General features: G+C 64.5%; 24 protein-coding genes. 19 read left to right on the forward strand and 5 right to left on the reverse strand.

Translation table 11 applies throughout. The annotated features are described in order from the left end of the window. Window positions 1-3: 3 nt before the first annotated feature. The 5 genes from argJ to JG746_RS08550 all read left to right on the forward strand — a co-directional run bounded on the left by argJ (window position 4) and on the right by JG746_RS08550 (window position 3,156). Window positions 4-1,245: a bifunctional glutamate N-acetyltransferase/amino-acid acetyltransferase ArgJ gene (argJ, locus tag JG746_RS08530; RefSeq protein WP_202357741.1), complete on the forward strand. Its 1,242-nt coding sequence runs from the start codon at window positions 4-6 to the stop codon at window positions 1,243-1,245. A 29-nt stretch (window positions 1,246-1,274) separates the two neighbouring features. After that, on the forward strand, window positions 1,275-2,027 hold the full coding sequence (locus JG746_RS08535; protein WP_202357742.1) for a GNAT family N-acetyltransferase: 753 nt from the start codon (window positions 1,275-1,277) through the stop codon (window positions 2,025-2,027). 8 nt (window positions 2,028-2,035) lie between these two features. Continuing rightward, the gene (locus JG746_RS08540) at window positions 2,036-2,458 is read left to right on the forward strand and encodes a (deoxy)nucleoside triphosphate pyrophosphohydrolase (protein ID WP_202357743.1); all 423 of its coding nucleotides are present in this window, start codon (window positions 2,036-2,038) and stop codon (window positions 2,456-2,458) included. Between the two features lie 105 nt (window positions 2,459-2,563). Then, a complete protein-coding gene (locus JG746_RS08545) occupies window positions 2,564-2,881 on the forward strand; it encodes a hypothetical protein (protein WP_202357744.1) in 318 nt (105 codons plus the stop codon). A 95-nt stretch (window positions 2,882-2,976) separates the two neighbouring features. After that, window positions 2,977-3,156 carry a Flp family type IVb pilin gene (locus tag JG746_RS08550; protein ID WP_202357745.1) on the forward strand — a complete coding sequence of 60 codons (180 nt, stop codon included), beginning with the start codon at window positions 2,977-2,979 and terminating at the stop codon, window positions 3,154-3,156. 28 nt (window positions 3,157-3,184) lie between these two features. Here JG746_RS08550 and JG746_RS08555 read toward each other — a convergent pair whose 3' ends face one another. Next, window positions 3,185-4,057 carry a methyltransferase domain-containing protein gene (locus tag JG746_RS08555; protein ID WP_202357746.1) on the reverse strand — a complete coding sequence of 291 codons (873 nt, stop codon included), beginning with the start codon at window positions 4,055-4,057 and terminating at the stop codon, window positions 3,185-3,187. A gap of 65 nt (window positions 4,058-4,122) precedes the next feature. Here JG746_RS08555 and JG746_RS08560 point away from each other — a divergent pair, with 65 nt between their 5' ends. The 4 genes from JG746_RS08560 to JG746_RS08575 are packed head-to-tail and all read left to right on the forward strand — an operon-like array spanning window position 4,123 to window position 6,517. Next, the gene (locus JG746_RS08560; protein WP_202357747.1) at window positions 4,123-4,923 is read left to right on the forward strand and encodes a ComF family protein; all 801 of its coding nucleotides are present in this window, start codon (window positions 4,123-4,125) and stop codon (window positions 4,921-4,923) included. A 25-nt stretch (window positions 4,924-4,948) separates the two neighbouring features. After that, complete coding sequence (gene grxC / locus JG746_RS08565) at window positions 4,949-5,218, forward strand: glutaredoxin 3 (RefSeq protein ID WP_202357748.1); 270 nt, start codon at window positions 4,949-4,951, stop codon at window positions 5,216-5,218. A 10-nt stretch (window positions 5,219-5,228) separates the two neighbouring features. Continuing rightward, a complete protein-coding gene (locus JG746_RS08570) occupies window positions 5,229-6,095 on the forward strand; it encodes a carbon-nitrogen hydrolase family protein (protein WP_202359292.1) in 867 nt (288 codons plus the stop codon). Continuing rightward, window positions 6,092-6,517: a DUF1178 family protein gene (locus tag JG746_RS08575; protein WP_202357749.1), complete on the forward strand. Its 426-nt coding sequence runs from the start codon at window positions 6,092-6,094 to the stop codon at window positions 6,515-6,517. Before JG746_RS08570 ends, JG746_RS08575 begins: the two co-directional genes overlap by 4 nt. A gap of 4 nt (window positions 6,518-6,521) precedes the next feature. On the opposite strand, the gene JG746_RS08580 is transcribed toward JG746_RS08575, so the two are convergent. Further along, on the reverse strand, window positions 6,522-7,007 hold the full coding sequence (locus tag JG746_RS08580) for a MarR family winged helix-turn-helix transcriptional regulator (RefSeq protein WP_202357750.1): 486 nt from the start codon (window positions 7,005-7,007) through the stop codon (window positions 6,522-6,524). A gap of 94 nt (window positions 7,008-7,101) precedes the next feature. Here JG746_RS08580 and JG746_RS08585 point away from each other — a divergent pair, with 94 nt between their 5' ends. After that, the gene (locus JG746_RS08585) at window positions 7,102-8,010 is read left to right on the forward strand and encodes a DMT family transporter (protein WP_202357751.1); all 909 of its coding nucleotides are present in this window, start codon (window positions 7,102-7,104) and stop codon (window positions 8,008-8,010) included. 6 nt (window positions 8,011-8,016) lie between these two features. Here the strand turns inward: JG746_RS08585 and JG746_RS08590 are convergent, their stop codons facing one another. Next, window positions 8,017-8,613 carry a winged helix DNA-binding protein gene (locus tag JG746_RS08590; RefSeq protein ID WP_244730709.1) on the reverse strand — a complete coding sequence of 199 codons (597 nt, stop codon included), beginning with the start codon at window positions 8,611-8,613 and terminating at the stop codon, window positions 8,017-8,019. Between the two features lie 109 nt (window positions 8,614-8,722). Here JG746_RS08590 and JG746_RS08595 point away from each other — a divergent pair, with 109 nt between their 5' ends. Continuing rightward, window positions 8,723-9,847, forward strand: coding sequence for an LLM class flavin-dependent oxidoreductase (locus JG746_RS08595; protein ID WP_202357753.1), 1,125 nt, complete (start codon window positions 8,723-8,725; stop codon window positions 9,845-9,847). 18 nt (window positions 9,848-9,865) lie between these two features. Continuing rightward, complete coding sequence (locus tag JG746_RS08600; protein WP_446721192.1) at window positions 9,866-10,369, forward strand: flavin reductase family protein; 504 nt, start codon at window positions 9,866-9,868, stop codon at window positions 10,367-10,369. A 164-nt stretch (window positions 10,370-10,533) separates the two neighbouring features. Here the strand turns inward: JG746_RS08600 and ubiG are convergent, their stop codons facing one another. Further along, complete coding sequence (gene ubiG / locus JG746_RS08605; protein WP_202357754.1) at window positions 10,534-11,283, reverse strand: bifunctional 2-polyprenyl-6-hydroxyphenol methylase/3-demethylubiquinol 3-O-methyltransferase UbiG; 750 nt, start codon at window positions 11,281-11,283, stop codon at window positions 10,534-10,536. 183 nt (window positions 11,284-11,466) lie between these two features. Here ubiG and JG746_RS08610 point away from each other — a divergent pair, with 183 nt between their 5' ends. Next, entirely contained in the window at window positions 11,467-12,036 is a 570-nt protein-coding gene (locus JG746_RS08610) for a putative glycolipid-binding domain-containing protein (protein WP_202357755.1), read from the forward strand. A 129-nt stretch (window positions 12,037-12,165) separates the two neighbouring features. Then, window positions 12,166-14,397, forward strand: a complete 2,232-nt coding sequence (locus JG746_RS08615; protein ID WP_202357756.1) for a diguanylate cyclase — start codon at window positions 12,166-12,168, stop codon at window positions 14,395-14,397. Window positions 14,398-14,453: 56 nt separating this feature from the next. Here the strand turns inward: JG746_RS08615 and JG746_RS08620 are convergent, their stop codons facing one another. Further along, a complete protein-coding gene (locus JG746_RS08620) occupies window positions 14,454-16,295 on the reverse strand; it encodes a CHASE3 domain-containing protein (protein WP_202359294.1) in 1,842 nt (613 codons plus the stop codon). 245 nt (window positions 16,296-16,540) lie between these two features. On the opposite strand from JG746_RS08620, the gene JG746_RS08625 reads away from it, so the two are divergent. The 5 genes from JG746_RS08625 to JG746_RS08645 all read left to right on the forward strand — a co-directional run bounded on the left by JG746_RS08625 (window position 16,541) and on the right by JG746_RS08645 (window position 23,374). Further along, complete coding sequence (locus JG746_RS08625) at window positions 16,541-17,794, forward strand: aspartate kinase (RefSeq protein WP_202357757.1); 1,254 nt, start codon at window positions 16,541-16,543, stop codon at window positions 17,792-17,794. Between the two features lie 81 nt (window positions 17,795-17,875). Beyond that, window positions 17,876-20,146 carry a phosphoenolpyruvate--protein phosphotransferase gene (ptsP, locus tag JG746_RS08630; protein ID WP_202357758.1) on the forward strand — a complete coding sequence of 757 codons (2,271 nt, stop codon included), beginning with the start codon at window positions 17,876-17,878 and terminating at the stop codon, window positions 20,144-20,146. Between the two features lie 10 nt (window positions 20,147-20,156). Continuing rightward, window positions 20,157-21,236 (forward strand): peptide chain release factor 1, encoded by a 1,080-nt coding sequence (gene prfA, locus JG746_RS08635; RefSeq protein ID WP_202357759.1) that lies wholly within the window; start codon window positions 20,157-20,159, stop codon window positions 21,234-21,236. Then, the gene (gene prmC / locus JG746_RS08640; RefSeq protein ID WP_202357760.1) at window positions 21,229-22,101 is read left to right on the forward strand and encodes a peptide chain release factor N(5)-glutamine methyltransferase; all 873 of its coding nucleotides are present in this window, start codon (window positions 21,229-21,231) and stop codon (window positions 22,099-22,101) included. The genes prfA and prmC overlap by 8 nt, the downstream gene beginning before the upstream one ends. A gap of 310 nt (window positions 22,102-22,411) precedes the next feature. Then, entirely contained in the window at window positions 22,412-23,374 is a 963-nt protein-coding gene (locus tag JG746_RS08645) for a DUF4167 domain-containing protein (RefSeq protein WP_202357761.1), read from the forward strand. The last annotated feature ends 212 nt before the right edge of the window (window positions 23,375-23,586 follow it).

Below are 23,586 nucleotides of genomic sequence, written 5' to 3' on the forward strand. Positions count from 1 at the left end.
CCCATGTCCACGACGATTTCGCCGCTTGCGCCGAAGAAATACCCCAAAATGCCTGTCATTGAAGGGGTGCGCATCGCCACCGCCGAAGCCGGGATTAAGTACAAGAACCGCACCGACCTGCTGGCCATGGTCTTCGATGCCGGCACCGCGGTCGCCGGCGTGTTCACCAAGTCGAAATGCCCCTCGGCGCCGGTCGATTTCTGCCGCCAGAACCTTGCCGCCGGCAAGGCGCGGGTGCTGGTCGTCAATTCCGGCAATGCCAACGCCTTCACCGGCAGGAAGGGCCGCGAATCCACCGCGCTGACCGGCGAAGCGGCGGCCAAGGCGGCCGGCTGCACGCCAAGTGAGGTTTTCCTGGCCTCGACCGGTGTCATCGGCGAGCCGCTCGACACGACCAAATTCAGCCACCTGCTTTCCGGACTGGTCAGCGACGGCAAGCCCGACCTGTGGACCGAGGCGGCGAAGGCCATCATGACCACGGACACCTATCCGAAGGTGGCGACGCAGACGGTCAAGCTCGGCGACACCGATGTCACCATCAACGGCATCTCGAAGGGCGCCGGCATGATCGCGCCCGACATGGCGACGATGCTGTCCTTCATCGCCACCGACGCGCCGATCGCGGCCCCCGTGCTGCAGGACCTGCTGTCGCGCGGCACGGCCAAGACCTTCAACGCGGTGACCGTCGACAGCGACACCTCGACCAGCGACACGCTGCTGATCTTTGCCACCGGCAAGGCCGCCAAGCGCGGCGCGCCCGAGATCACAGACCCCAAGGATGCCCGGCTCGGCCAGTTCCGCCGGGCGCTCGGCAAGGTGCTGAAGTCGCTGGCGCTGCAAGTGGTGCGCGACGGTGAGGGCGCCCGCAAGCAGGTTGAAGTCACCGTCACCGGCGCGAAATCGGCCCGCTCGGCCAAGCGCATCGCGCTGTCGATCGCCAATTCGCCGCTGGTCAAGACGGCGGTCGCCGGCGAGGACGCCAATTGGGGCCGCGTGGTCATGGCCGTCGGCAAGGCCGGCGAACCCGCCGATCGCGACCGGTTGTCGATCTGGTTCGGCGACAACCGGCTGGCGCATGAGGGCGAGCGCGACCCGGCCTATTCGGAAGAAAAGACATCGGCGTATATGAAGCGCGACGATATCCGCATCCGCGCCGATATCGGTATCGGCCGCGGCAAGGCGACGGTGTGGACCTGCGACCTCACCAAGGAATATGTCGCCATCAACGGCGATTATCGGAGCTGACGGTTTTGGCTTCCAGGCATCCGGCAAGCATGCTTGCCATCGTGCGCCGCTACGAGGCGGCCGGCTTTCGCGCCTGGCCGGCGGCCGCCGTCCATTATGACGGCACCTGGGTGGTGCGGCTCACCGCCGGCCATCCGGCCAAGCGGCTGAACTCGGTCAACCCGCTCGATCCCGGCGATATCCAGCACATAGCCGACCGCATCGGCCGCGCCAGCCGTCGCTTCGACGCCTATGGCAGGCCACTGACCTTCCGCATGTCGCCGCTGTCGGGTCCTGATCTCGCCAGCCATCTCGACAGAGAGGGCTGGAGCCGGTTCGACGAATCGCTGGTCATGCGGCTGCCGCTGGCCGACGCGCAACTCGATGCCGCCATGGACCAGATTCCGCTGAAGGACATCAGCCGCTTCATCGGCGCGTCGCTCAAGGTCAGCGGCTCGGACGTATCGCTGCGGCCCGGCCTGTCGGAGATCATCGGCGCCATCCAGCCCGAGGCCGGGCTGTTCGCACTGGAAGATGGGGCAGAGGCGCTGGCGACGTTGATCTGCGTGCATGACGGCGATCTCGCCGGCCTGTTCGAAGTCGCCACCGATAAGGCGGCGCGCAACAAGGGCCATGGCCGCAACCTGATCCGGTCGGCGCTGAAATGGGCGCGGCTGCGCGGCGCGCGGGAAGCCTGGCTGCAGGTCGAGGCCGGCAATGTGCCGGCGCTGGCGCTCTATCGCTCGCTCGGCTTCGAGGAAGTCTATCGCTACCATTATCGCCGGCCGCCTGGTCATGAGTGACGTTGGGCATGAATGATCTGGCCAACACCGGCAAGCGCCTGCTCCTGGTCGCGGCTTGCGCGCTGGTCGACACCGACGGCCGCGTGCTGCTGGCGCAACGGCCGCCAGGCAAGCAGCTTGCCGGCCTGTGGGAATTTCCCGGCGGCAAGGTCGAGCCCGGCGAGACGCCGGAACAATGCATCATCCGCGAATTGCATGAAGAGATCGGCATCGAGACCGAGATCCCTTGCCTGGCGCCGCTCACCTTCGCCAGCCATTCCTATGACGACTTCCATCTGCTGATGCCGCTGTTCGTCTGCCGCCGCTTCCGCGGCATCGCCCAGCCCCGGGAAGGGCAGGCGCTGAAATGGGTGCGGCCGAAGCAGATGCGCGACTATCCGATGCCGCCGGCCGACGCGCCGCTGATCCCGTTCCTGATCGATCTGCTCTGAGAAGTGGGCCACGGCCCATATCAGTCAGCGTTAATGGAAGATTTATCTCATCATGAAAAATTGATGCATGGCCGTGTCGTCGCGGCTTGGCTGGGGAGCGATAGGATGAGCCTGGACAGGGATTGGGATTCGATCCGGCCCGACCGCGGCTTTCGCGCCGCCGATGCGGGCATGGGCATCCTGCGCGTGACGCTGCTGTTCGGCTCGGCCGCGGTGGCGCTGGCGTTGATCGCGACCCCTTTCCTCGACAGCCAGACGCGCTTGCAATCGGCGCGCGATGATTTTCCCGGCGGTCTCGACATGACTGCCACCGGCTCGATCAGCCATCGCAGCACCTATACGGTGCGCCGCAGCGTGCTGCAGGCGCAGCCCGGTTCGGTCTGCATCATCGACTCCAACGGCAGGACCAGCGGCGACTGCTGACCCGGATGACGTGGCGGTTTCACCGCCTGTTAAGGCTTTGCCGTTAACCTTTCTTAACAGGTCGGCAGTAAGGTCCTTGCAAGGGGATCGAGGTGATGAAAACAGTGCTGCTGCATTTTCTGAAGGATGAGACCGGCGCTACGGCGGTCGAATACGCCTTGATTATCTGTGTGCTGTCATTGACCATCGTCGGCGGTATCAGCCAGGTCTTCAACTCTATCACCTGGCTGTTCAGCAACAACAGCAGCCGGCTAGCGAACGCCTTCGCAAACTGATTTCGATCTGTCCGCGCCTGCGGACAGGCTAATGCCCTTCAGGCCCTTCCAATATCGTCTTGAGCGAGACCTTGGCTGAACCCGGTTTCAGCGGTTTCTGCTGCGATGCATCGGGCGCCCAGCCGGACATCCAGACCATCGAGAAGCTTGCGCGAATCCGGCCGTCGGGGTCGGAAAACCGCTCGGCATAGATTTCCGCGGCACGAGCAAACAGCTTGCGCGACCCCGGCCGCCGGCTGCGGTCGGTAAGTGCACAGGTCTCGCCCATGGCGCGCAGATCGGCCATCAAGGCAAACAAATTGGCATAGCGCACCGTCACGGTCTCGACATCGGCGACCGGCAAGGCAAGACCGGCGCGTTGCAAAAGCGCGCCGGCATCGCGCACGTCGGTGAAAGGGATGACGCGCGGGCTGGCGCCGCCGTAAAGCTCGGTCTCGGCCGCAAGCAGGCTTTCACGCAACTCACCGAGCGTGCCCACACCGGCGAAGGCGCCGAGAAACAGCCCGTCCGGCCGCAGCGCGCGGCGGATCTGGATCAGCATGCCGGGAATGTCGTTCATCGCCTGGAGCGACAGAAGCGACACTGCCAGATCGAGGCTTTGCGGCTCGAAGGGCACGGTTTCCAGCGGTGCGACCAAGCCGGCGGCCCCCGTCAGGAAAACCGCGTCCGTCTCGACGCGGACGATCTCGGCCACCTTGCCGCTTTCCGCGAGCACATCGGTCGCGGCCGGCGTCTGGCAAAACAGCACCGCCGCCTTGCCGAACCGGCGCTCGACGGCCCCCAGCCGGTCGGCAAGATCCTCGGCGGCGCGGTTCATCAGGAAATCGGCACCGTCGACCGGGTGGCTGAGTGCGCGCCGCTTGTGCGCCAGCCACAAAGAGGTATCCATAATAGGCTGCAACGGGCGGATCCTTGTTTGTCCACGCCCTGATATACTTGGTACACTCGGTGCGGAGAACCAACCACGTGGCCGATCCGATGCCAGAGATCAAGTCTGTTCGGATCAGGAACCTCGCCCGATCGGCCCTCGGCTGGCCGGCGCGCATGCTGTTTCCGCCGGTCTGTGCGGGTTGCCGCCGGCATGTCTCGCAGCCCGGCGTGCTGTGCGGCGCCTGCTGGCCGAAGCTGCGGCTCCTGGAGCGGCCCTGGTGCCCGGTGATGGGCACGCCGTTCACCCACCATATGGGCGAGGGTTTTCTGTCGGCCGAGGCGATCGCCGATCCGCCGCCCTTCGAGCGGGCGCGAGCAGCCGTCGCCTATTCCGGCGTCGCCCGCCAGATGGTGCAAGGGCTGAAATACCAGGATCGCACCGATCTGGCGCCTTGGATGGCGCGCTGGATGGTGCGCGCGGGTGCTGATCTCATCGCCGATGCCGATGTGGTGGTGCCGGTGCCGCTGCACTGGCGGCGTTTCTTCCGGCGGCGCTTCAACCAATCGGCAGAACTGGCGCGTGCGGTTAGCGAGCTCAGCGGCCTGTCTTTCGCACCCTCCGCCATGCGGCGCGTGAAACTCACCCGCCAGCAGGTGGGGCTGGAGCGGCAGGAGCGCGAGGAGAATGTGCGGGCCGCCTTTGGCGTGCCGGCCGAGGCGGAGATCGAGATCGCCGGCCGCAGGGTGCTTCTGATCGATGATGTCTACACCACGGGCGCCACCGTGCGTTCGGCCAGCAAGGCGCTGAAAAGGGGCGGCGCCTCCGCCGTCGACGTGCTGACCTTCGCGCGTGTGTTGCCGGGGGACTTCCGGGCGGACGAGTCCGTGACTATATAAGTCGGCAACCAAAACGGAATTCGTCATGGTCGATGTCACGATCTATACACGCATGATGTGCGGCTATTGCACGGCGGCCAAGCGGCTGCTGGAGCGCAAGGGCGTCGCCTATACCGAGCATGATGCTTCCTTTTCGCCGGAACTGCGCCAGGAGATGATCTCTCGCGCGCACGGTCGTACGACCTTTCCGCAGATTTTCATCGGCGACACGCATGTCGGCGGCAGCGACGATCTCCATGAGCTGGAGGCCGAAGGCCGGCTGGACAGGCTGCTCGCCAACGGCGCGACGATTTGAGGGTTTGATGATGGGTGTTTTCAAGGCTGCGGCGGTCCAGATGCGCTCGGGCGAAAGCCCCGAGCGCAATGCGGTCGATCTCGAACGGCTGGTGCGTGAAGCGGCCGGGCAGGGCGCGACCTACATCCAGACGCCGGAAATGACCGGGGCGCTCATCCGCGACAAGGAAGCGCGTGCAGCCTCCTTCACCTCCGAGGACAAGGACATCATCGTCGCGACCGCGCGCCGACTGGCGCGCGAACTCGGCGTCTTCCTGCATATCGGCTCGACCGCCATCCTGCGCGCCGACGGCAAGCTCGCCAACCGGGCGCTGCTGTTCGGCCCGGACGGTGCTGGGCTCGCCACCTATGACAAGATCCACATGTTCGACGTCGATCTCGACAATGGCGAGAGCTGGCGCGAATCCGCCGCCTATGAGCCGGGCGTCGAGGCCGTCGTCACCGAGATCGAAGGCGCCAGGCTGGGCTTTGCGGTCTGCTACGACTTGCGGTTCCCGCAGCTGTTCCGCGCCGAGGCGCTGGCCGGCGCCGATGTCTTGACCGTGCCCGCCGCCTTCACCCGCCAGACCGGCGAGGCGCACTGGCATGTGCTCTTGAGGGCGCGGGCCATCGAGAACGGTGCCTATGTCGTCGCCGCCGCGCAAGGCGGAGTGCATGAGGACGGCCGCGAAACCTATGGCCATTCGCTGATCGTCGATCCCTGGGGCCGTATCATCGCCGAAGCCGCGCATGACGAGCCGGCCGTGATCGTCGCCGAGATCGACCCGGCGCAGTCGCTTGCGGCGCGCAAGAAGATCCCCAATTTGAAGAATGCGCGGGATTTCACCATCAATGCCGGCGCGGTGGACGCGCCGCTCCTGCGGGGTGCCGCCTCTTGATCCGCTTTTCCCTGATCTGCGAGAACGAGCACGAGTTCGAGGGCTGGTTCCGCAGCAATGACGATTTCGACACCCAGAAGAAGCGCGGCTTTGTCGATTGCCCGAGCTGCGGCTCGCACAAGGTGGAAAAGGCCCTGATGGCGCCCGCCGTCTCGACGGCGCGCAAGCAGGAAACCATAGCGCTCGCCATGGGCGAGGCGCAGAAGCAGGCCCTGGCGCAACTGAAGGCGATGGCCGAGAAAGTGCGCGAGAATGCCGACTATGTCGGCGACAAGTTCGCCGAGGAAGCGCGGAAAATCCACTTCGGTGAAACCGATGCGCGCGGCATCTACGGCGAGGCGACGCTCGAGGAGGCCAAGAGCCTGGCCGAGGACGGCGTCGATTTCATGCCGATCCCGAGCTTTCCGGACGACCGCAACTGAGCGGTCAGCTCAGGCTGCCGATCAATTTCTCAAGCAGCTGCGAGAGCATTTCCCGTTCCGTTGGCGTCAGGCCGGCGAGAATCTCATGCTCGTTGGCGACATGGGCGGTGACAGCCTCGTCGATCAAGGCGAGGCCCTTTTCAGTCAGCTGCACCACAATGCCGCGCCGGTCATTGGGATGTGGACCGCGCAGGATCAATTCGGCCTTTTCCAGCCGATCGAGCCGGTTGGTCATGGCGCCCGATGTCACCATGGTCGCTTCGTAGAGAGCGGTCGGCGTCAGCACGTAAGGCGAGCCCGAGCGGCGCAGCGTTGCCAGAACGTCGAATTCGCCGGCCTGCAATCCGAAACTGGCAAAGAGCGGGGCGAGGCGGTCGCGGGCGATCAGTGACGAGGCTTCGTTCAGCCGTCCGAGCACGCCCATGGGCGAGACGTCAAGATCCGGCCGCTCCCGCTTCCACTGCTCGATCGCCCGCGCTGCCCTGTCCACTATCTCACCATTAAATATCTTGACGTTAAGAATCTTTCTATTATCTTACCGCATGATGCAATGCCGGCCAAGAGCCGCACGACAGGGTTCGACCATGAAATATCTTTGGGAATCGGCGCTCGGCCTGCTGGTCGTCACCGGCGGCCTGCTCGGCCTGACGCTGCCCTTCGGCAAGCTCGCCACGGCGGCCGGCGTGCCGGCCATGGTCTGGGCTTTCGTCATCTCGGTCGGCGCCGGCGGCGTGCTTTTGTGCGTGCTTTTGGCTCGCGGTCAGCGTATCCGGCTCACCGCGCACAAGCTGCGCTATTTCTTCGTCACGGCAGCCGTGTCCTATGCCGTCCCCAATCTCTTGATGTTCTCGGCCATACCGCATCTGGGCGCCGGCTATACCGGCATCATGTTCACGCTGTCGCCTGTCGTCACGCTGGTGTTCTCGATCCTGCTGCGCGTCCGGCGCCCCAACATGCTGGGCATATCAGGCATCGCTGTCGGCTTCGTCGGCGCCGTCATGGTGGCGGTGACGCGCGGCGAGGCCGGCCAGCCGGCTGATCTGTTCTGGGTGGCGATGGGCTTGCTCATCCCGGTCAGCCTCGCCGCCGGCAATATCTACCGCACCGTCGACTGGCCGGAAGCCACCGGCCCGATCGAGCTTGCGGTCGGCAGCCATCTGGCGTCGGCCGCGCTGCTGCTCGCCGGCATTCTCGCACTGTTCGGTCTCAAGGCCTTCGCGCCGCTCGGAGGCGTACCGCTGGTCGTCGTCGCGCAGGTCGCATCCGCGTCGGCGATGTTCGCCTTCTTCTTCCGGCTGCAGGCTGTCGGCGGCCCGGTCTATCTCAGCCAGATCGGCTATGTGGCGGCCGCGGTCGGCCTGTTTGCCGGCACGATCTTCCTTGGCGAGCACTATCGACTGCTGACCTGGGCCGGCGCCGTCATCATCACCGCCGGCGTCTTCATCACCACCAAGGCGCAGAGTCAGGCCGTCGCGAAGCCGCAGCCTGCTTGAACGTCGTCAAAGTTTTCCGCCGCCGTCGGCGTCGCCGCCGGGCTCCGGCCTGGGATGCCGGCGACGGTGCGTGGCCGCGGCCCGCGCCGCCTGCTCGTAGATGCCGGTCATCAGTTCGAGCGTGCGCGCGACATCCCCGAGCTTGTCGGCCATTTCAGGAATACGCGTCACGGCGTCGATCAGCAGAACGGAGCGGATGTCGGCATAGCGCTCGGTCACGCGATGCCCGAGCGGCGTTACTTCGTAGGTGACGCCCGACCGGCCGCTGCCGGTGCGGGTGATCAAGCCGCCCTTCAGCAATTTGCGCAGGCTGTACTGGATGTTGGGGATGTCGTCGCGGTTGGTCATCTGGGCAAGATCGCGCACGCTTTTCGGGCGATCGTTCATGCGGATGATGTGCAGCAGCGCGTTCTCGGGTCCGCTGGCGGAGAACTCGATCACCGTGGCGAGGCATTCAGCCTGCCAATGGCCGAATGCCTCGTAGGCGCGCATCAGCGCGTATTCGACTTCGGTGACGTCGATCTCCAGCGGCGTGCGCGCCAGATGCCAGCCGCGATCCAGCAATTCGGCCTGTGTTTCCAGAGATTTGCGCCGTTCGTTCATCTGTCTGTCCCCTGCCAGAAGCATGCGCTGATCCCGGCGATTGCGTCCACATGAATTTATGATAGACTTTCTATGATAAATTATAAGAAAAAATGAGGAGACCACCACAATGAGCATGCTCGACAAGACCGCGCCTCGGGCGCAGCCCTTCTTTCTAGGCACTTTCGCGTCCAATTGTTCCGGCGGCATGACCGTCACCAAGGTTCCCGAGCGCTGGGCCAGTTCCTGGGACAACAATCTGCGCCTGGCGCGTCTGCTCGACGAGGCCGGCATCGACTTCATGCTGCCGATCGCGCGCTGGATCGGTTATGGCGGCGAGACGAACTTCCACGGCAATGTGCTGGAGACGATCACCTGGGCGGCCGGGCTTCTGGCGCTCACCCGCAACATCACGGTTTTCGCCACCACCCATACGGCGGCCAACCATCCGGTGGTCGTCGCCAAGCAACTGGCGACCATCGACCAGATCAGCCGCGGCCGCATCGGTCTCAACATCGTCGCCGGCTGGAACAAGCCGGAATATGAGGCGCTTGGGCTGACGCTGCCCGACGACCACGTCACGCGCTACGGCTACGCCCAGGAATGGTTCGATATCGTCCAGGCGCTGTGGCAGCGCACGGAAGCCTTCGACTGGGACGGCACCTGGTTCAAGCTCAAGAATGTGCTTGGCGATCCGCGGCCGTCTTCACGGCTGCCGATCCTCAACGCCGCCGGTTCGGAAGAGGGCCGCAAATTCGCGATCCGCAACGCCGATTTCCTGTTCACGCCGGCAATCGATCTGGAGCGCTCCAAGGACGAGATCATTGCGCTGAAGGAGCAGGCGAGGGCCGCCGGCAGCGATGTCGACGTGCTGACCTTCGCCCATGTCGTCTGCCGGCCGACCGAAAAGGAAGCCACGGACTATCTCGAACATTTCGGCCGCGCCAACGCCGACTGGGCGGCGGTCGACAATCTGGTGCGGCTGCAGTTCGCCCATGCGCAGTCGTTCCCACATGATCTCCTGGCGCTCATTCGCGACCGCATGGCGGCCGGCCATGGCGGCTTCCCGCTCACCGGCACGCCCGAGCAGGTCGCCGATGGGATCACGGCGTTGCACGCGGCAGGTTTTCGCGGCTCGACGCTGTCCTTCGTCGATTATGTCGAGGAGTTCCCCTATTTCCGCGACACCGTGCTACCCATTCTCGAAGAGAGAGGCATCCGCATCGCGCCGGCCGCGATGCAGTCGGCGGCTTAGCAAGGAAGCGAAGAGGCAATGTCCATGACAGAAGGTCCGGTCAGCGTCACCGACTTCCGCGCCGCCATGCGGCTCATCGTCGGCAATGTCAGCGTCATCACCGCCGGCGTCGGCGACGACCGTTCCGGCCTTGTCGTCATTTCGGTGGTCTCGCTGTCGGACGAGCCGCCCAAGGTGATTGCTTGCGTCAACCGGTCGTCATCGACCTGGCCGGTTATCGAGCGCTACCGGCATTTCGGCGTCAATTCGCTGGGGCCCCAGCATCAAGCCGTGGCGGAGCGTTTTTCCGGTTTCGGCGGCATCAAGGGCAAGGATCGCTATGAAGGCGCCGAGTGGACGACGCTGAAGACCGGAGCCGCGCTGCTTTCCGACGCCGTTGCCGCCTTCGACTGCAGCCTCGACGAGATGATCGACCGCGGCACGCATTCCATCGTCATCGGCTCGGTCGAGGCGGTTCGCACCCGCGATGCCGGCCAGGCGCTGATCTACTGGCGGGGCGGCTATCGGCCCCTCGACGCGTAGGATGTATCGATATTCAGGTGAGGCCGGTCTGCAAACGGCGGCTTCCTGCGCTTCCGGTGCTCACGTACCAAAAGTACGCTCCGCTCCGGTTCTCGGAAACCACCGTTTTCGACTCGGCCTGACCTGAATCTCAACACATCCTTGGTGCGAATTCGCGAACGTGGTCAGACCGATCCTTTTTCCGCCAGCACCATGTAGTTGACGTCCATGTCCTTCGACCGCGCCCAGCGGTCGGCAAGCGGATTGTAGGTGACGCCGGTGCGATCGATGATCGTCAGGCCGGCGCCGCCGAGCGCCTTTTCCAGCTCTTCCGGGCGCACCAGCTTGCCGAACTGGTGGGTGCCGCGCGGCAGCCAGCGCAGCACATACTCAGCACCGATGATGGCCAGCCCCAGCGCCTTCAGCGTGCGGTTGATGGTGGCCACGAACATGATGCCCCCGGGCCGGACCATCTGCCCGCATTTGGCGACGAACAGGTCGATGTCGGCGACATGCTCGACCACTTCCATGTTGAGGATGACGTCGAATGTCTCGCCGGCGTCGGCGAGGTCCTCGGCCGTCGTGGCGCGGTAGTCGACGCTCACATTGCCTTCGGCGGCGTGCAGTTTCGCCACTTCGATGTTTGTCTCGGAGGCATCCGCTCCCACGACCTCGGCGCCAAGCCGAGCCATCGGCTCGCACAAAAGGCCGCCGCCGCAGCCAATATCGAGGATGCGCAGACCCTCGAAAGGCCGAGCGGCGCGCGGGTCACGGCCGAAGCGCGTCGCTATCTGGTCGCGGATATAGGAGAGCCGGACCGGGTTGAACTTGTGCAGCGGACGGAACTTGCCGTTCGGGTTCCACCATTCGGCGGCAAGGGCGGAAAAGCGTTCCACTTCTCCGGCATCGATCGTCGATCGTCGGGGTTCTGGCATCGGTTGGTCTCCTCGAACGCTAGGAAGTCGGGCGTGGGAGCGGGAAAGTCAAGGTAACAATTTTCCTGTGCCGACAGGGCGATGCATCCTGTCAGGGCATGTCAGCTGTCGAGGGCTGCGGGTGAAACGCAATTGGCCTGGCGGGCGAAGGAAAGGCATCGTTTGGATTCGGGGGAGTGCGCGATGACGGTCATGACGGCTTCGATCCTTTGGCGCCGGCTGGATGTGGAGGGTCACGACGCTTGCCTGCTTTCGCAAGCCGATGACGGGCACAGCCTCAAGGGACAGGCCATCTTCGTCCAGGACGGCAAGCCATGCTGCCTTGCCTATGAGGTGATCTGCGACGCCGGCTGGCGCACTCGATCGGCGCGGGTCGACGGTTTTCTCGGCATGCGCAAGCTGCACTATGGCATTGAACGGCGTGCCGACGGCGAGTGGATGCTGAACGGCGAGCGCCAGCGGGATGTCGCCGGCCTGGTCGATGTCGACCTCGGCTTCACGCCGGCATCGAACCTGCTGGCGATCCGCCGGTTCGCACTCGGCGTCGGCGAGACGACGCCCGCCCCAGCGGCCTATCTGACCTTTCCCGCGCTCGAGATGGTGCCGCTCGAGCAAAGCTACCGGCGTCTCGACGAGGTCCGCTACGCGTACAGCGCGTCTGTCTACGGTTACGATGCGATTCTCGATGTCTCGCCGCACGGCTTCGTCGTCGACTATCCCGGCTTGTGGAGAGCCGTGGCACAGCCTGGCTGACCAGCCAGCCCGGTCGGGACAAGCCAGTCGATCAGGATGCCTTAACAGCAAATTTACGAGATTGGCGGTTTCTTCGAGCACGAGCGGGGATCGGCATGTACATTGCCCTCCCACTGATTGGATGGCTTGGTGCGGATCAAGACCCAGATTGTTGCCACCTTGCTGAGCGCCGCGGTCTTGATCGGCCTGGTGGGCGGGATTGCGATAGTTTCCCAGATATCGCTGACAAGATCCGGTGCGCTCGCCGAAGCGACGAGCGTCGGACGGCAACTGGCCGAAACGATCGCCTTCAAGGCTGCCGACGCGCCGCATTCCTTGTTCGAGAGGCCCGAGGCGCTGCGTGAATTCGTGACGGCGCAACACGGCGGTTCGAAACGCGACCTCGTTGTCGTCAATCAGGACAAGGTTATCCTCGCCGATATCCCGGGCGAAGAAAGAAATGTCGGCACACCGTACGGCCACGATCCCGCCAATGAAGTCGGCCGGACGATCGAGGACGGCGCGCCGCGCAACTTTGTCGAAAGCAGCACCGACCTGTCAGAAGCGATCAATCTGGTTGCAGTGCCGATCAAGGATACTCCCGGCAAGACCGTCGGCGCGGTGCTGTTCGAGTACACGCCGCTGCTGCATGCCGCCCAGCAGCGCACCAATGATATGCTCTGGCTCATCGGTCTGTGCACCGCCGCCGCCGTGCTGATCTCCGCGATCTCGGCCTTCCTATTGCTGCGCGGCTTTGGCGCCGGCCTTTCCGGCCTCAACCGCGGCATCGAATCGCTGGCGCGCGGCGACGCCGGGGCACGCATCGGGCTGACCTCCAACGACGAGTTCGGTCAATTGGCGCGTGGGTTCGACAGTATGGCGACCGAACTCGAATCCTCGCGTGGGCAGCTTGTCGAGCAGAAAGCCTATATCGAGGATATTGTCCGCACCGTCGCCGAAGGCATTGTCGTCATCGACGGTGACGGCCGGATCGTCTCGGCCAATCCGGCGGCCGCCGAGATCGTCGGACTGCGCAACGACAAGATCGAAGGGCAGGATTGGCGGTCGATCCTCGACATCAGGGGTCTGTCGGGAGACAGGATGGCGCAGGCGACATCGCCCATAGAGCTGGCGCTGACCACGGGGCGCGGGCATCAGGCCGAGGTGCGGCTGGCAAAGCCGGACGGTTCGTACCTGCCGGTGATTGCAAGCTGCAGCCCGCTCAATCGTTCCGACGGCGGGATCGTGCTGACGTTGAACGACATCAGCGAGTTGCGCAGTGCCGAGCGAGCGGTCAGCGATCGCGCCGAGGAACTGGCGACGCTCAATCGCGAACTGAAGGAGACCTCCCAGGCAACGACCCGCCTGGTCAAGCTCGGCGAGCTGCTTCAGGCATGCGTCACCTTCCATGAGGCGTTTTCCGTCGTCGGTTCGGCCATGCCCGATTTCTTCGGCGGATTGAGCGGAACCGTGCATCTGACCAGCGCCTCGCGCAACCTGGTCGAGGAAATGGCGCATTGGGGCACTGTGCGTTCGAGCGTCGGCCAGTTCGCACCGGAAGATTGCTGGGCGCTGCGGCGTGGCCAGGAGCATGTTGCCGGCCCCGGCATGCTGACGCCGCGCTGCAACCACATCACCGAGAATGGCGGCCGTGGCTATGTCTGCATGCCTCTGGCGGCGCAGGGGGAGACGCTTGGCATCGTGCATCTGTGCGAGCCGGACGCCGCCGCCAGACCGGACTGGCTGGCCGAGCGGCAACAGATCCTGCGCGGCGTCGTCGATACGCTGGCCCTGGCATTGGCCAATCTGCGCCTGCGCGAAACATTGCGGCAGCAATCGATCCGCGATCCGAACACCGGGCTCTACAATCGCCGCTATCTCGAGGAAACGAGCAGCCGCGAACTGAGGCGCGTGGAGCGTTCCGAACAGCCCCTGGCGATGATCATGCTCGATGTCGATCATTTCAAGCAGTTCAACGATACGTTCGGCCATGAAGCGGGCGATCTCGTGCTCAAGCAGGTCGCCGCCACGCTGCTGGACCATGCCAGGGAAAGTGACGTGGTGTCGCGCTACGGTGGCGAGGAATTCGCCCTGATGATGCCGGGAACGTCAATCGCCGATGCCGCCGAGCGCGCCGAGGCGCTGCGCAAGGCGATCAAGCAGCTGCATCTGACGCATCGCGGCCGCACGCTCGGAACCATCACGGCCTCGTTCGGCGTGTCCGCCTTCCCGGAACTCGGTGCGTCATGGGTCGAAATCGTCAACGCCGCGGATCGTTCGCTCTATCAGGCAAAGGCGGACGGCCGCGACCGCGTCGTTGCCGGATTGGGCCGGGCCGACCCCAACTGGGATCTTCCCACGGTCAGCCAAAGCGTGGCTTAACGCGACAGAATGATCCCGGCATGTCGACTGGACCGGACAGCCGCCAGAAAGCCCAGCTATCCTTTTGCGTCCAGCACTTCGCGCAGCTTGGCCTCCAGTTGCTCGATGGTGAACGGCTTGGCCAGGAAGTGCACGTCATGGTCGAGCACGCCGTTGTGGACGACGGCATTCCTGGTGAAACCGGTGGTGAAGACGACTTTCAGGCCGGGTTGGCGCGCGACCGCTTCCTCGGCGAGCTTGCGGCCGTTCATCGCCGGCATGACGATATCCGTGAAAAGCAGGGCGATGTCCGATGTAGTCGCCAGCTTCTGAAGGGCTTCCTGGCCACTTCCAACGTGGATGACCGTGTAGCCGAGTTCGCGCATGGCGTCTGTCGTGGAGGCCCGCACGCGGGCGTCGTCCTCGACGACGAGGATCGTTTCTGTGACCCTGGCCGTGCTCTTGCCGCGCCCGGCGGGTGCCGCCGGCTCCTCCGGTCCGAAAAACCGGGGTAAGTAAATCCTGATCGTCGTGCCTTCGCCCGGTTCGGAGTAGATCTTGACGTGGCCGCCCGACTGCTTGACGAAGCCGAACACCTGGCTCAGCCCAAGCCCCGTGCCCTTGTTGACCGGCTTGGTCGTGAAGAAGGGTTCGAAGGCCTTGCCGATGACCTCCGGCGACATGCCGGTACCGGTGTCGGTGACCGCGATCATCACATATTGGCCTGGCGTGACTTCGGCATGCGTCGCGGCGTAGGCCTCGTCGAGGTGGCTGTTGGCGGTCTCGATGGTCAACTTTCCGTCATTGTCCATGGCGTCGCGGGCATTGACGGCCAGGTTGAGGATCGCGTTCTCGATCTGGCTGGGGTCGGCGTGGGTTTTCCACAGGCCACCCGCCAGCACGGTTTCGATGCGGATGCCTTCGCCCAGCGCACGGTGCAGAAGGTCGGACATGCCGGTGACCAGCCGGTTGGTGTCGACAACCTGCGGCGCCAGCGGCTGCAGACGGGAGAAGGCAAGCAGCCGGGAGGTCAAATTGGCGGCACGGCTGGCCGCATCCGTCGCGGCCTCGATGAATTTCTCGATGTCATTCTCGCCGCGCTTCAACTTGCGCTGGGCAAGGTTCATGGCGCTGAGGATGACCGCCAGCATGTTGTTGAAATCGTGGGCGATGCCGCCGGTCAGTTGGCCGACCGCCTCCATTTTCTGCATCTGGCGGATCTGGGATTCGGCCTTCTCGCGCGTATCGATCTCGTTGCCGAGCTCGATGTTCTTGCGCATCAACTCTTCCTGCGCGGTGGCAATCTCGCGGAAGCGGCGGCGGGATTGCCGGATCGTGTAGGCGCCGAGCAGGAAGATCGCGATGAGAGCCGCAAGCGAACCGACGCGCAGCCAGGCCTCTACCTGGTCCGTGCGATCGTCGCGCGCGGCAATGTCGGCGGCGCCGATGCGCCGGATCGTATCGACGCTGGCGCGGATATCGTCCATGGCGGCCTTGCCCTGACCGCTGCGGACAAGTTCCAGCGCTTTTGCCGCATCGCCCTTGTCGTAGAGGGCGATCGTCACGGCGAGTTCAGCCTGTTTTTGTGAAAGCGCGTCCTTGATGTGGCTGACCTGTTGGGTGAGCTGATCGTTGGCCGGTGTCATGGCTTCGATGCGGGCAATCTGCCCAGGAATTGCCCCGACAGCCTTCTGGTACGGTTCGAGGTAGGATTTCTCGCCGGTCAGCAGGTAACCACGCTGTCCAGCCTCGGCATCCTGCGCGAGGGAGAGCAGTCCGGAAAGCTGTTGCTGGTATTCGATTGTCTCGCGCGCGGCGGCACGGTTGGCCCTTTGTCCCTCGACGAGCAGGGCGCGGGCGCCGACGATCAGCGCCAGCACGGCGAAGCCGGCGACAAGCGGTAGCGACTGCAATCGCATGGCGCGCCGAAGACGAGCAATCATCTGTTATGCCGAACCAAAAGGAATTCCCCGCGGGAAGCATTTGGTAGGCGGCGCCGGCCGGGAAGGCAATATGCCTCTGCTTGAAGCCGGCAATGCGCCGCCAGCCTTGCGAAACCCAAAGCATTTGGCTAAGGAGGCCGCGCATTCAGCGGCCGGCGCCAGCCGGGCGCTTTCCTTCGTTTCGGCTCCAGGCCGGCTTCAGTCAAAGGCATTTCGCTTCCATGGCGCGTATCGTGATGAAATTCGGCGGAACCTCCGTCGCCGACATCGCCCGCATCCGCAATGTGGCGCGTCACGTCAAACGCGAGGTCGACGCCGGCCATGAAGTGGCGGTGGTGGTTTCGGCGATGGCCGGCAAGACCAACGAACTGGTCGGCTGGACGCGCGAGGCCTCGCCGATGCACGACGCGCGCGAATATGACGCCGTCGTCGCTTCCGGTGAACAGGTCACGGCCGGCCTGCTGGCCATCACCTTGCAGAACATGGGTGTGCATGCCCGCTCCTGGCAGGGCTGGCAGATCCCGATCAAGACCGACAACGCGCATGGCGCGGCGCGCATCCTCGACATCGACGGCGCCTTCCTGATCAAGCGCTTCGGCGAGGGCCAGGTGGCCGTCATCGCCGGCTTCCAGGGCATCGGGCCGGACAATCGCATCGCGACCCTCGGCCGCGGCGGCTCCGACACCAGCGCGGTCGCCATCGCAGCGGCGGTCAAGGCCGACCGCTGCGACATCTACACCGACGTCGACGGGGTCTACACCACCGACCCGCGCATCGAGCCCAAGGCGCGGCGGCTGGCCAAGATCTCCTTCGAGGAAATGCTTGAAATGGCCTCGCTCGGCGCCAAGGTTCTGCAGGTGCGTTCGGTCGAGCTTGCCATGGTGCACAAGGTGCGTACCTTCGTGCGGTCGTCCTTCGACGATCCCGACGCGCCCGGAATGGGGGATTTGCTCAATCCTCCGGGAACGCTCATTTGCGACGAGGAAGAGATCGTGGAACAGCAGGTCGTCACCGGAATTGCCTACGCCAAGGACGAGGCCCAGATTTCGCTGCGCCGCGTCGGCGACCGCCCTGGCGTTGCCGCCGGCATTTTCGGGCCGCTGGCCGAGGCCAACATCAATGTCGACATGATCGTCCAGAACATTTCCGAGGACGGCAAGTTCACCGACATGACCTTCACCGTCCCTTCCGGCGACGTCGACAAGGCGCTGGCCGTGCTCGACCGGCTGAAGGCCGAGGTCGGCTATGATGTCGTGCAGTCGGAAGCCGGCATGTCGAAGGTCTCGGTCATCGGCATCGGCATGAGGAGCCACGCCGGTGTCGCCGCCACCGCCTTCAAGGCACTGGCCGACAAGGCGATCAATATCCGCGCCATCACCACCTCCGAGATCAAGATTTCGATACTGATCGACGGTCCGTACACCGAACTTGCGGTTCGCACTTTGCATTCCGTCTACGGTCTGGATAAGCAGTAGCAAGACTGAATCAGTTGTTGCGCGCATGCCGGCAGCGGCGGAAACTGCGCCGGCAAGTGTTTCATTGGAGAAGAAGCCGCGATGCGTGACCAGGCCAGTGGCCCGCGCGTTTTGCTGAAACGGCTCCGCGAGCTCATGCAAGAGCCGCTGGAGCCGCAGGAGCGGCTTGACCGGATCGTGCGCGATATCGCCTCCAACATGGTCGCGGAAGTGTGCTCGCTCTATGTGCTGCGCGCCGATTCGGTGCTTGAGCTCTACGCCACCGAGGGTCTGAACCCGAACGCCGTCCACCTGGCGCAACTGCGGCTCGGGCAAGGCCTGGTCGGCACCATCGCCGCCAGCGCGCGGCCGCTCAACCTCTCCAACGCGCAGGAACATCCGGCCTTCGCCTACCTGCCGGAGACCGGGGAAGAGATCTACAATTCCTTCCTCGGCGTGCCGGTGCTCAGGGCAGGGCGCACGCTGGGCGTCCTGGTCGTGCAGAACAAGACCATGCGCCATTATCGCGACGACGAGGTCGAGGCGCTGGAAACCACGGCGATGGTCATCGCCGAGATGATCGCCACCGGCGATCTGGCGCGGCTGACCCGGCCTGGGCTGGAACTCGACCTGCGCCGGCCGGTCAGCTTCACTGGCCTGTCCTTCAACGACGGCGTCGGACTTGGCCATGTCGTGCTGCACGAGCCGCGCATCGTCGTCACCAATTTGTTCAACGAGGACAGCGAGGAAGAGGTCAGGCGTCTCGAGACCTCGCTCGGTTCGCTGCGGCTGTCCATCGACGACATGCTGGAGCGTCGTGACGTCGCGTTCGAGGGCGAGCACCGCCAGGTGCTGGAAGCCTACCGCATGTTCGCCAATGACCGTGGCTGGGTGCGGCGCCTGGAAGAGGCGATCCGCAACGGCCTGACGGCCGAAGCGGCAGTGGAAAAGGTGCAGAGCGACATGCGCGCGCGCATGCTGCACATGACCGATCCCTATCTGCGCGAGCGGATGAGCGATTTCGACGATCTTGCCAACCGGCTCTTGCGCCAGCTGATGGGGCGCGGACCGGAAGATGTCGCGGCCTCGCTGCCGAAGGACGCCATCATCGTCGCCCGCTCGATGGGCGCGGCCGAGCTGCTCGACTATCCCCGCGACAAGCTGCGCGGGCTGGTTCTCGAGGACGGTGCTGCCACCAGCCACGTCGTCATCGTTGCGCGCGCCATGGGCATTCCGGTCGCCGGCCAGATGAAGGGCGCCGTTTCCATGGCGGAAAACGGCGATGCCATCATCGTCGACGGCGAGGAAGGCACGATCCATCTGCGACCGCAGTCAGATCTCGAAGCCGCCTATGCCGAAAAGGTGCGGTTCCGCGCGCGCCGGCAAGAGGTTTACCGCGAGCTGCGCAAGAAGCCGTCGACGACCCGGGACGGCGTCCAGGTCGATCTCCTGATGAATGCCGGGCTTGCCGTCGACCTGCCGCAGCTCGCCGAGGCGGGTGCGGCCGGCATCGGCCTGTTCCGCACCGAACTGCAGTTCATGGTCGCCTCGACCTTTCCGCGCGCCGAGGCGCAGGAGAAGCTCTATCGTGACGTGCTGGAGGCGGCGCGCGGCAAGCCGGTCACCTTCCGCACCATCGACATCGGCGGCGACAAGGTGCTGCCCTACTTCAAGGGCGCCATCCAGGAAGAAAACCCGGCGCTCGGCTGGCGAGCGATCCGCCTGACACTCGACCGGCCGGGATTGCTGCGCACCCAGATACGCGCCTTGCTGAAGGCCAGCGGCGGGCGTGAGCTCAAGCTGATGCTGCCGATGGTGACCGAACTCGGCGAGATCGCCCAGGCGCGCGAGATCATCGACCGCGAGGTGCGGCATCTCTCGCGCTTTGCCCACCATCTGCCGACCAGCCTCAAGCTGGGCGCGATGCTCGAAGTGCCGTCGCTGCTGTTCCAGCTCGACGAATTGATGAAGGCGGTCGATTTCGTCTCTGTCGGGTCGAACGATCTGTTCCAGTTCGTCATGGCAGTCGACCGCGGCAACACGCAACTGGCCAACCGCTTCGACACGCTGTCGGCGCCGTTCCTGCGCGTGCTCAAGCAGATCGCCGATGCCGGCATCCGCAACCATACGCCGGTGACGCTGTGCGGCGAACTTGCCGGCAAGCCGATCTCGGCAATGGCGCTGATCGGTCTCGGCTTCCGTTCGATCTCGATGTCGCCGGCCTCGATCGGCCCGGTCAAGGCGATGCTGACGGAACTGCCTCTGGATGAGCTGACGGCGTTCTTCGACGACAATCTGATGGCGCCGGCGCAGGGGCTGCCGATGCGGGCGCTGCTGCAGGCCTTCGCCGACGACCGCTCGATCCCGTTGTAGCGCCCCCATCATGGTCAATCTGCCCCGCGATCGTATGGATCAAGTCGTCAAGCGTTTCGAGATGCTCGAAGCGCAGATGTCGGCCGGCCCGGCGCCGGATGCCTATGTGAAGATGGCATCGGAATATGCCGAGTTGCAGGACATGGTGGCCAAGGTCAGGGAATTGCGCTCGGCCGAGCATGAGCAGGCCGACCTCGAAGCGATGCTCGCCGACAAGGGCACCGACGCCGAGATGCGGGCGCTCGCCGAAGCGGATCTGCCCGGCGTGGAGGAGCGCATCGAGGCACTGCAGAAGGATATCCAGATCCTGCTGCTGCCCAAGGATGCCGCTGACGACAAGAACGCCATCCTGGAAATCCGTGCCGGCACCGGCGGCGATGAAGCAGCCCTTTTCGCCGGCGACCTGTTTCGCATGTATGAGCGCTATGCCGCCCAACGCGGCTGGCGGTTCGAGACGGTGTCGGCCAGCGACGGCGATGCCGGCGGGTTCAAGGAAATCATCGCCACCGTCTCGGGGAAGGGCGTTTTCGCCCATCTGAAATTCGAATCCGGGGTGCATCGCGTCCAGCGCGTGCCGGCGACCGAAGCCAGCGGGCGTATCCACACCTCCGCCGCGACCGTCGCCGTGCTGCCGGAAGCGGAAGAGGTCGACATCGACATCCGCGCCGAAGACATCCGCATCGACACGATGCGCGCCTCGGGTTCCGGCGGCCAGCACGTCAACACCACCGATTCGGCGGTGCGCATCACCCATTTGCCGACCGGCATCATGGTGGTGCAGGCGGAAAAGTCGCAGCACCAGAACCGGGCGAAGGCCATGCAGATCCTGCGCGCCCGGCTCTACGATCTGGAGCGCAGCAAGGCGGACGAGGAGCGTTCCGAATCGCGCAAGTCGCAAGTCGGCTCCGGTGACCGCTCGGAGCGCATCCGCACCTATAATTTCCCGCAAGGCCGCGTCACCGACCATCGCATCAACCTCACGCTCTACAAGCTTGACAGGGTGATGATGGGCGAGCTCGACGAGATCGTCGACGCGCTGATCGCCGATCACCAGTCGAAGCTGCTGGCCGATATCGGCCTTGATGGCTGACCCTCTGCCCGAGGCGCTGGAGCCGCTGCTGCGGGAGGCGCGGGCCAGGCTTGCGGCGGCCGGGGTCGACGATCCGGCGCTCGACGGGCGGCTGATCGTCGAACATTTTTCCGGCACGACGCGCACGCAGGCCATCGTCGACCCCCAATGCTCGATCGACAAGAACGCCATCGCCGCGATCGATGCAGCCCTGAGGCGCCGGGCCGCCGGCGAACCGGTGCACCGCATCCTCGGTTACCGCGAATTCTACGGTTTGCGCCTGTCGCTGTCGCCGGAAACGCTTGAGCCGAGGCCGGATACCGAAACGCTGGTCGAGGCAGTGCTGCCTTTCGTCAAGGCAACGGCCGCGCGGGAAGGCGCCTGCCGCATCCTGGATCTCGGCACCGGGACGGGCGCCATTGCGCTCGCGCTGCTCAGTGCCGTACCGGCCGCGACCGCCACCGGTGTCGACATTTCCGCCGGAGCGCTGGCGACGGCGGCCCGCAATGCCGGGCAGCTCGGGCTCGGCGGCCGGTTTATGGCGGTGCAGTCGGACTGGTTCGAAAAAGTTTCCGGCCGATACCATGTAATTGCCGCAAACCCTCCCTATATACCCTCACGAGACATTGGAAATCTGCAGGACGAGGTCCGCGATTTCGACCCACGCTTGGCCCTGGATGGCGGCGTGGATGGGCTGAACCCCTACAGGATCATAGCCGCCGAGGCGGCAAGGTTTCTTGAAGCCGAAAGCAGAATTGTGGTCGAGATCGGCCACACGCAGCGCAATGAGGTTACGGATATATTCGAGGCGGCTGGTTATGCCGCGACTGCTGCTTTGCATGATCTCGGCGGAAACGACAGGGTTCTTGTCTTTCAATGGGGATAAGCCTTGACGCAGTGCGAAAAAACCGCTTGGCAATACCCGGGAATGCGGCTAGGGTCGCCTCAACCGGATGAGACGAAGCAGGCAGTGCTCTTAGCGATTCGGTCCTCCTTGGAAATAGCTGCCTTCTTGCGCAAACGACGCCCAAGCTTCGTGCGGGAATCGTCCGGCAAGTGATGTAACCGGAACAGGATGGCACGTGGCGCCAACGCAATTGATGCGGGCGAACGCCGGTGAAGAAACGAAACGGCTGGCTGCATGAGCGCCTCCGTTCGTAACGAGTTTTCGAAAATTTCAAGATGAAGAGAGTCGAATGAGGCCACAACAGCAGAACAGGCGCATGCGCGGTCGCAACAACAATGGCGGCGGCGGTGGCAACAACAATAACAACAACAACCGCAAGGGCCCGAATCCCCTGACGCGCAACTACGAGAGCAACGGTCCGGATGTGAAAATCCGTGGATCAGCTCAGCAGATCGCCGAGAAGTACGCCACCCTGGCCCGTGACGCGCAAAGCTCCGGCGACCGCGTCATGGCGGAGAACTACCTCCAGCACGCCGAACACTACAATCGCATCATTGCCGCCGCCCAGGCGCAGATGCCGATCCAGAACGTCCAGCAGAACCGTGACGATTTCGACGATGACGGCGATGAAGATCGCGACGATTTCGACAATGCCGGCAATAATGGAGCCGGCAATGGCGGCAACACCGTTTCCGATCCGCAAATTCCTGTCATCAACCACGGCGCCGGTCCGCAGCCGGTGATCGAAGGCATGCCGGCCGAGGTCGCGCTGAACCGGGAAGGCCGCGATAATCGCGACAATGGCGGGCGCGACAATAACGGGCGCAACAATGGTGGCCGCGACAACAATGGCGGGCGCCACCGCGATCGCCGTCCCAATGGCGGCTATGGTCAGAATGGCCAGCGTGACTACGCTTCGTCGACCGAGCAGGGCGGCCAGCAGCAGCGCAACGAGGCTCCGGCTCAGGCGGAGTTCCAGGTCGAGTCCGGCTCGCCGGCCGAGACCGTTGCCGCAGCCGAGCCGGCTCCGCTGTTCGAGAGTTTTTCGCCGGCGGCTCTTGCCGCCCAGGCCGAGCTCAACGAGGCGGCCGCCGAGAGCGGTGCTGCCCGTCGTCCGCGCCGTCCGCGCCGTCCGCGCACCAATGCCGACCAGGTCGACAGCGGTGGCGACAATGCGAATGCCGGCGAGGTGGCCTCGGCCCCGGCCGACAGCGGCAATGCCGAGCCGGTGATCGTCGACATCGACAACTGATCGAACGGCATTTCAAGACGTTTAACGGCGGGGAGAAATCTCCGCCGTTTTCGTTTCGGCTGACGTGGAATATTATGCATTGACCGATATCAATGCGTCTTGAGACGGCATGGTCCATGCACCATATCTGCGCTGAACAGGACCTGGCTCTAATGGGCGGGTCCGTCACCGCAATCTGATCCGGTGCCGCAAAGCGGGCCGGTGATGGAAGG

The sequence above is a fragment of the Mesorhizobium sp. 113-3-3 genome (assembly GCF_016756495.1).
Classification (GTDB): Bacteria; Pseudomonadota; Alphaproteobacteria; order Rhizobiales; family Rhizobiaceae; genus Mesorhizobium.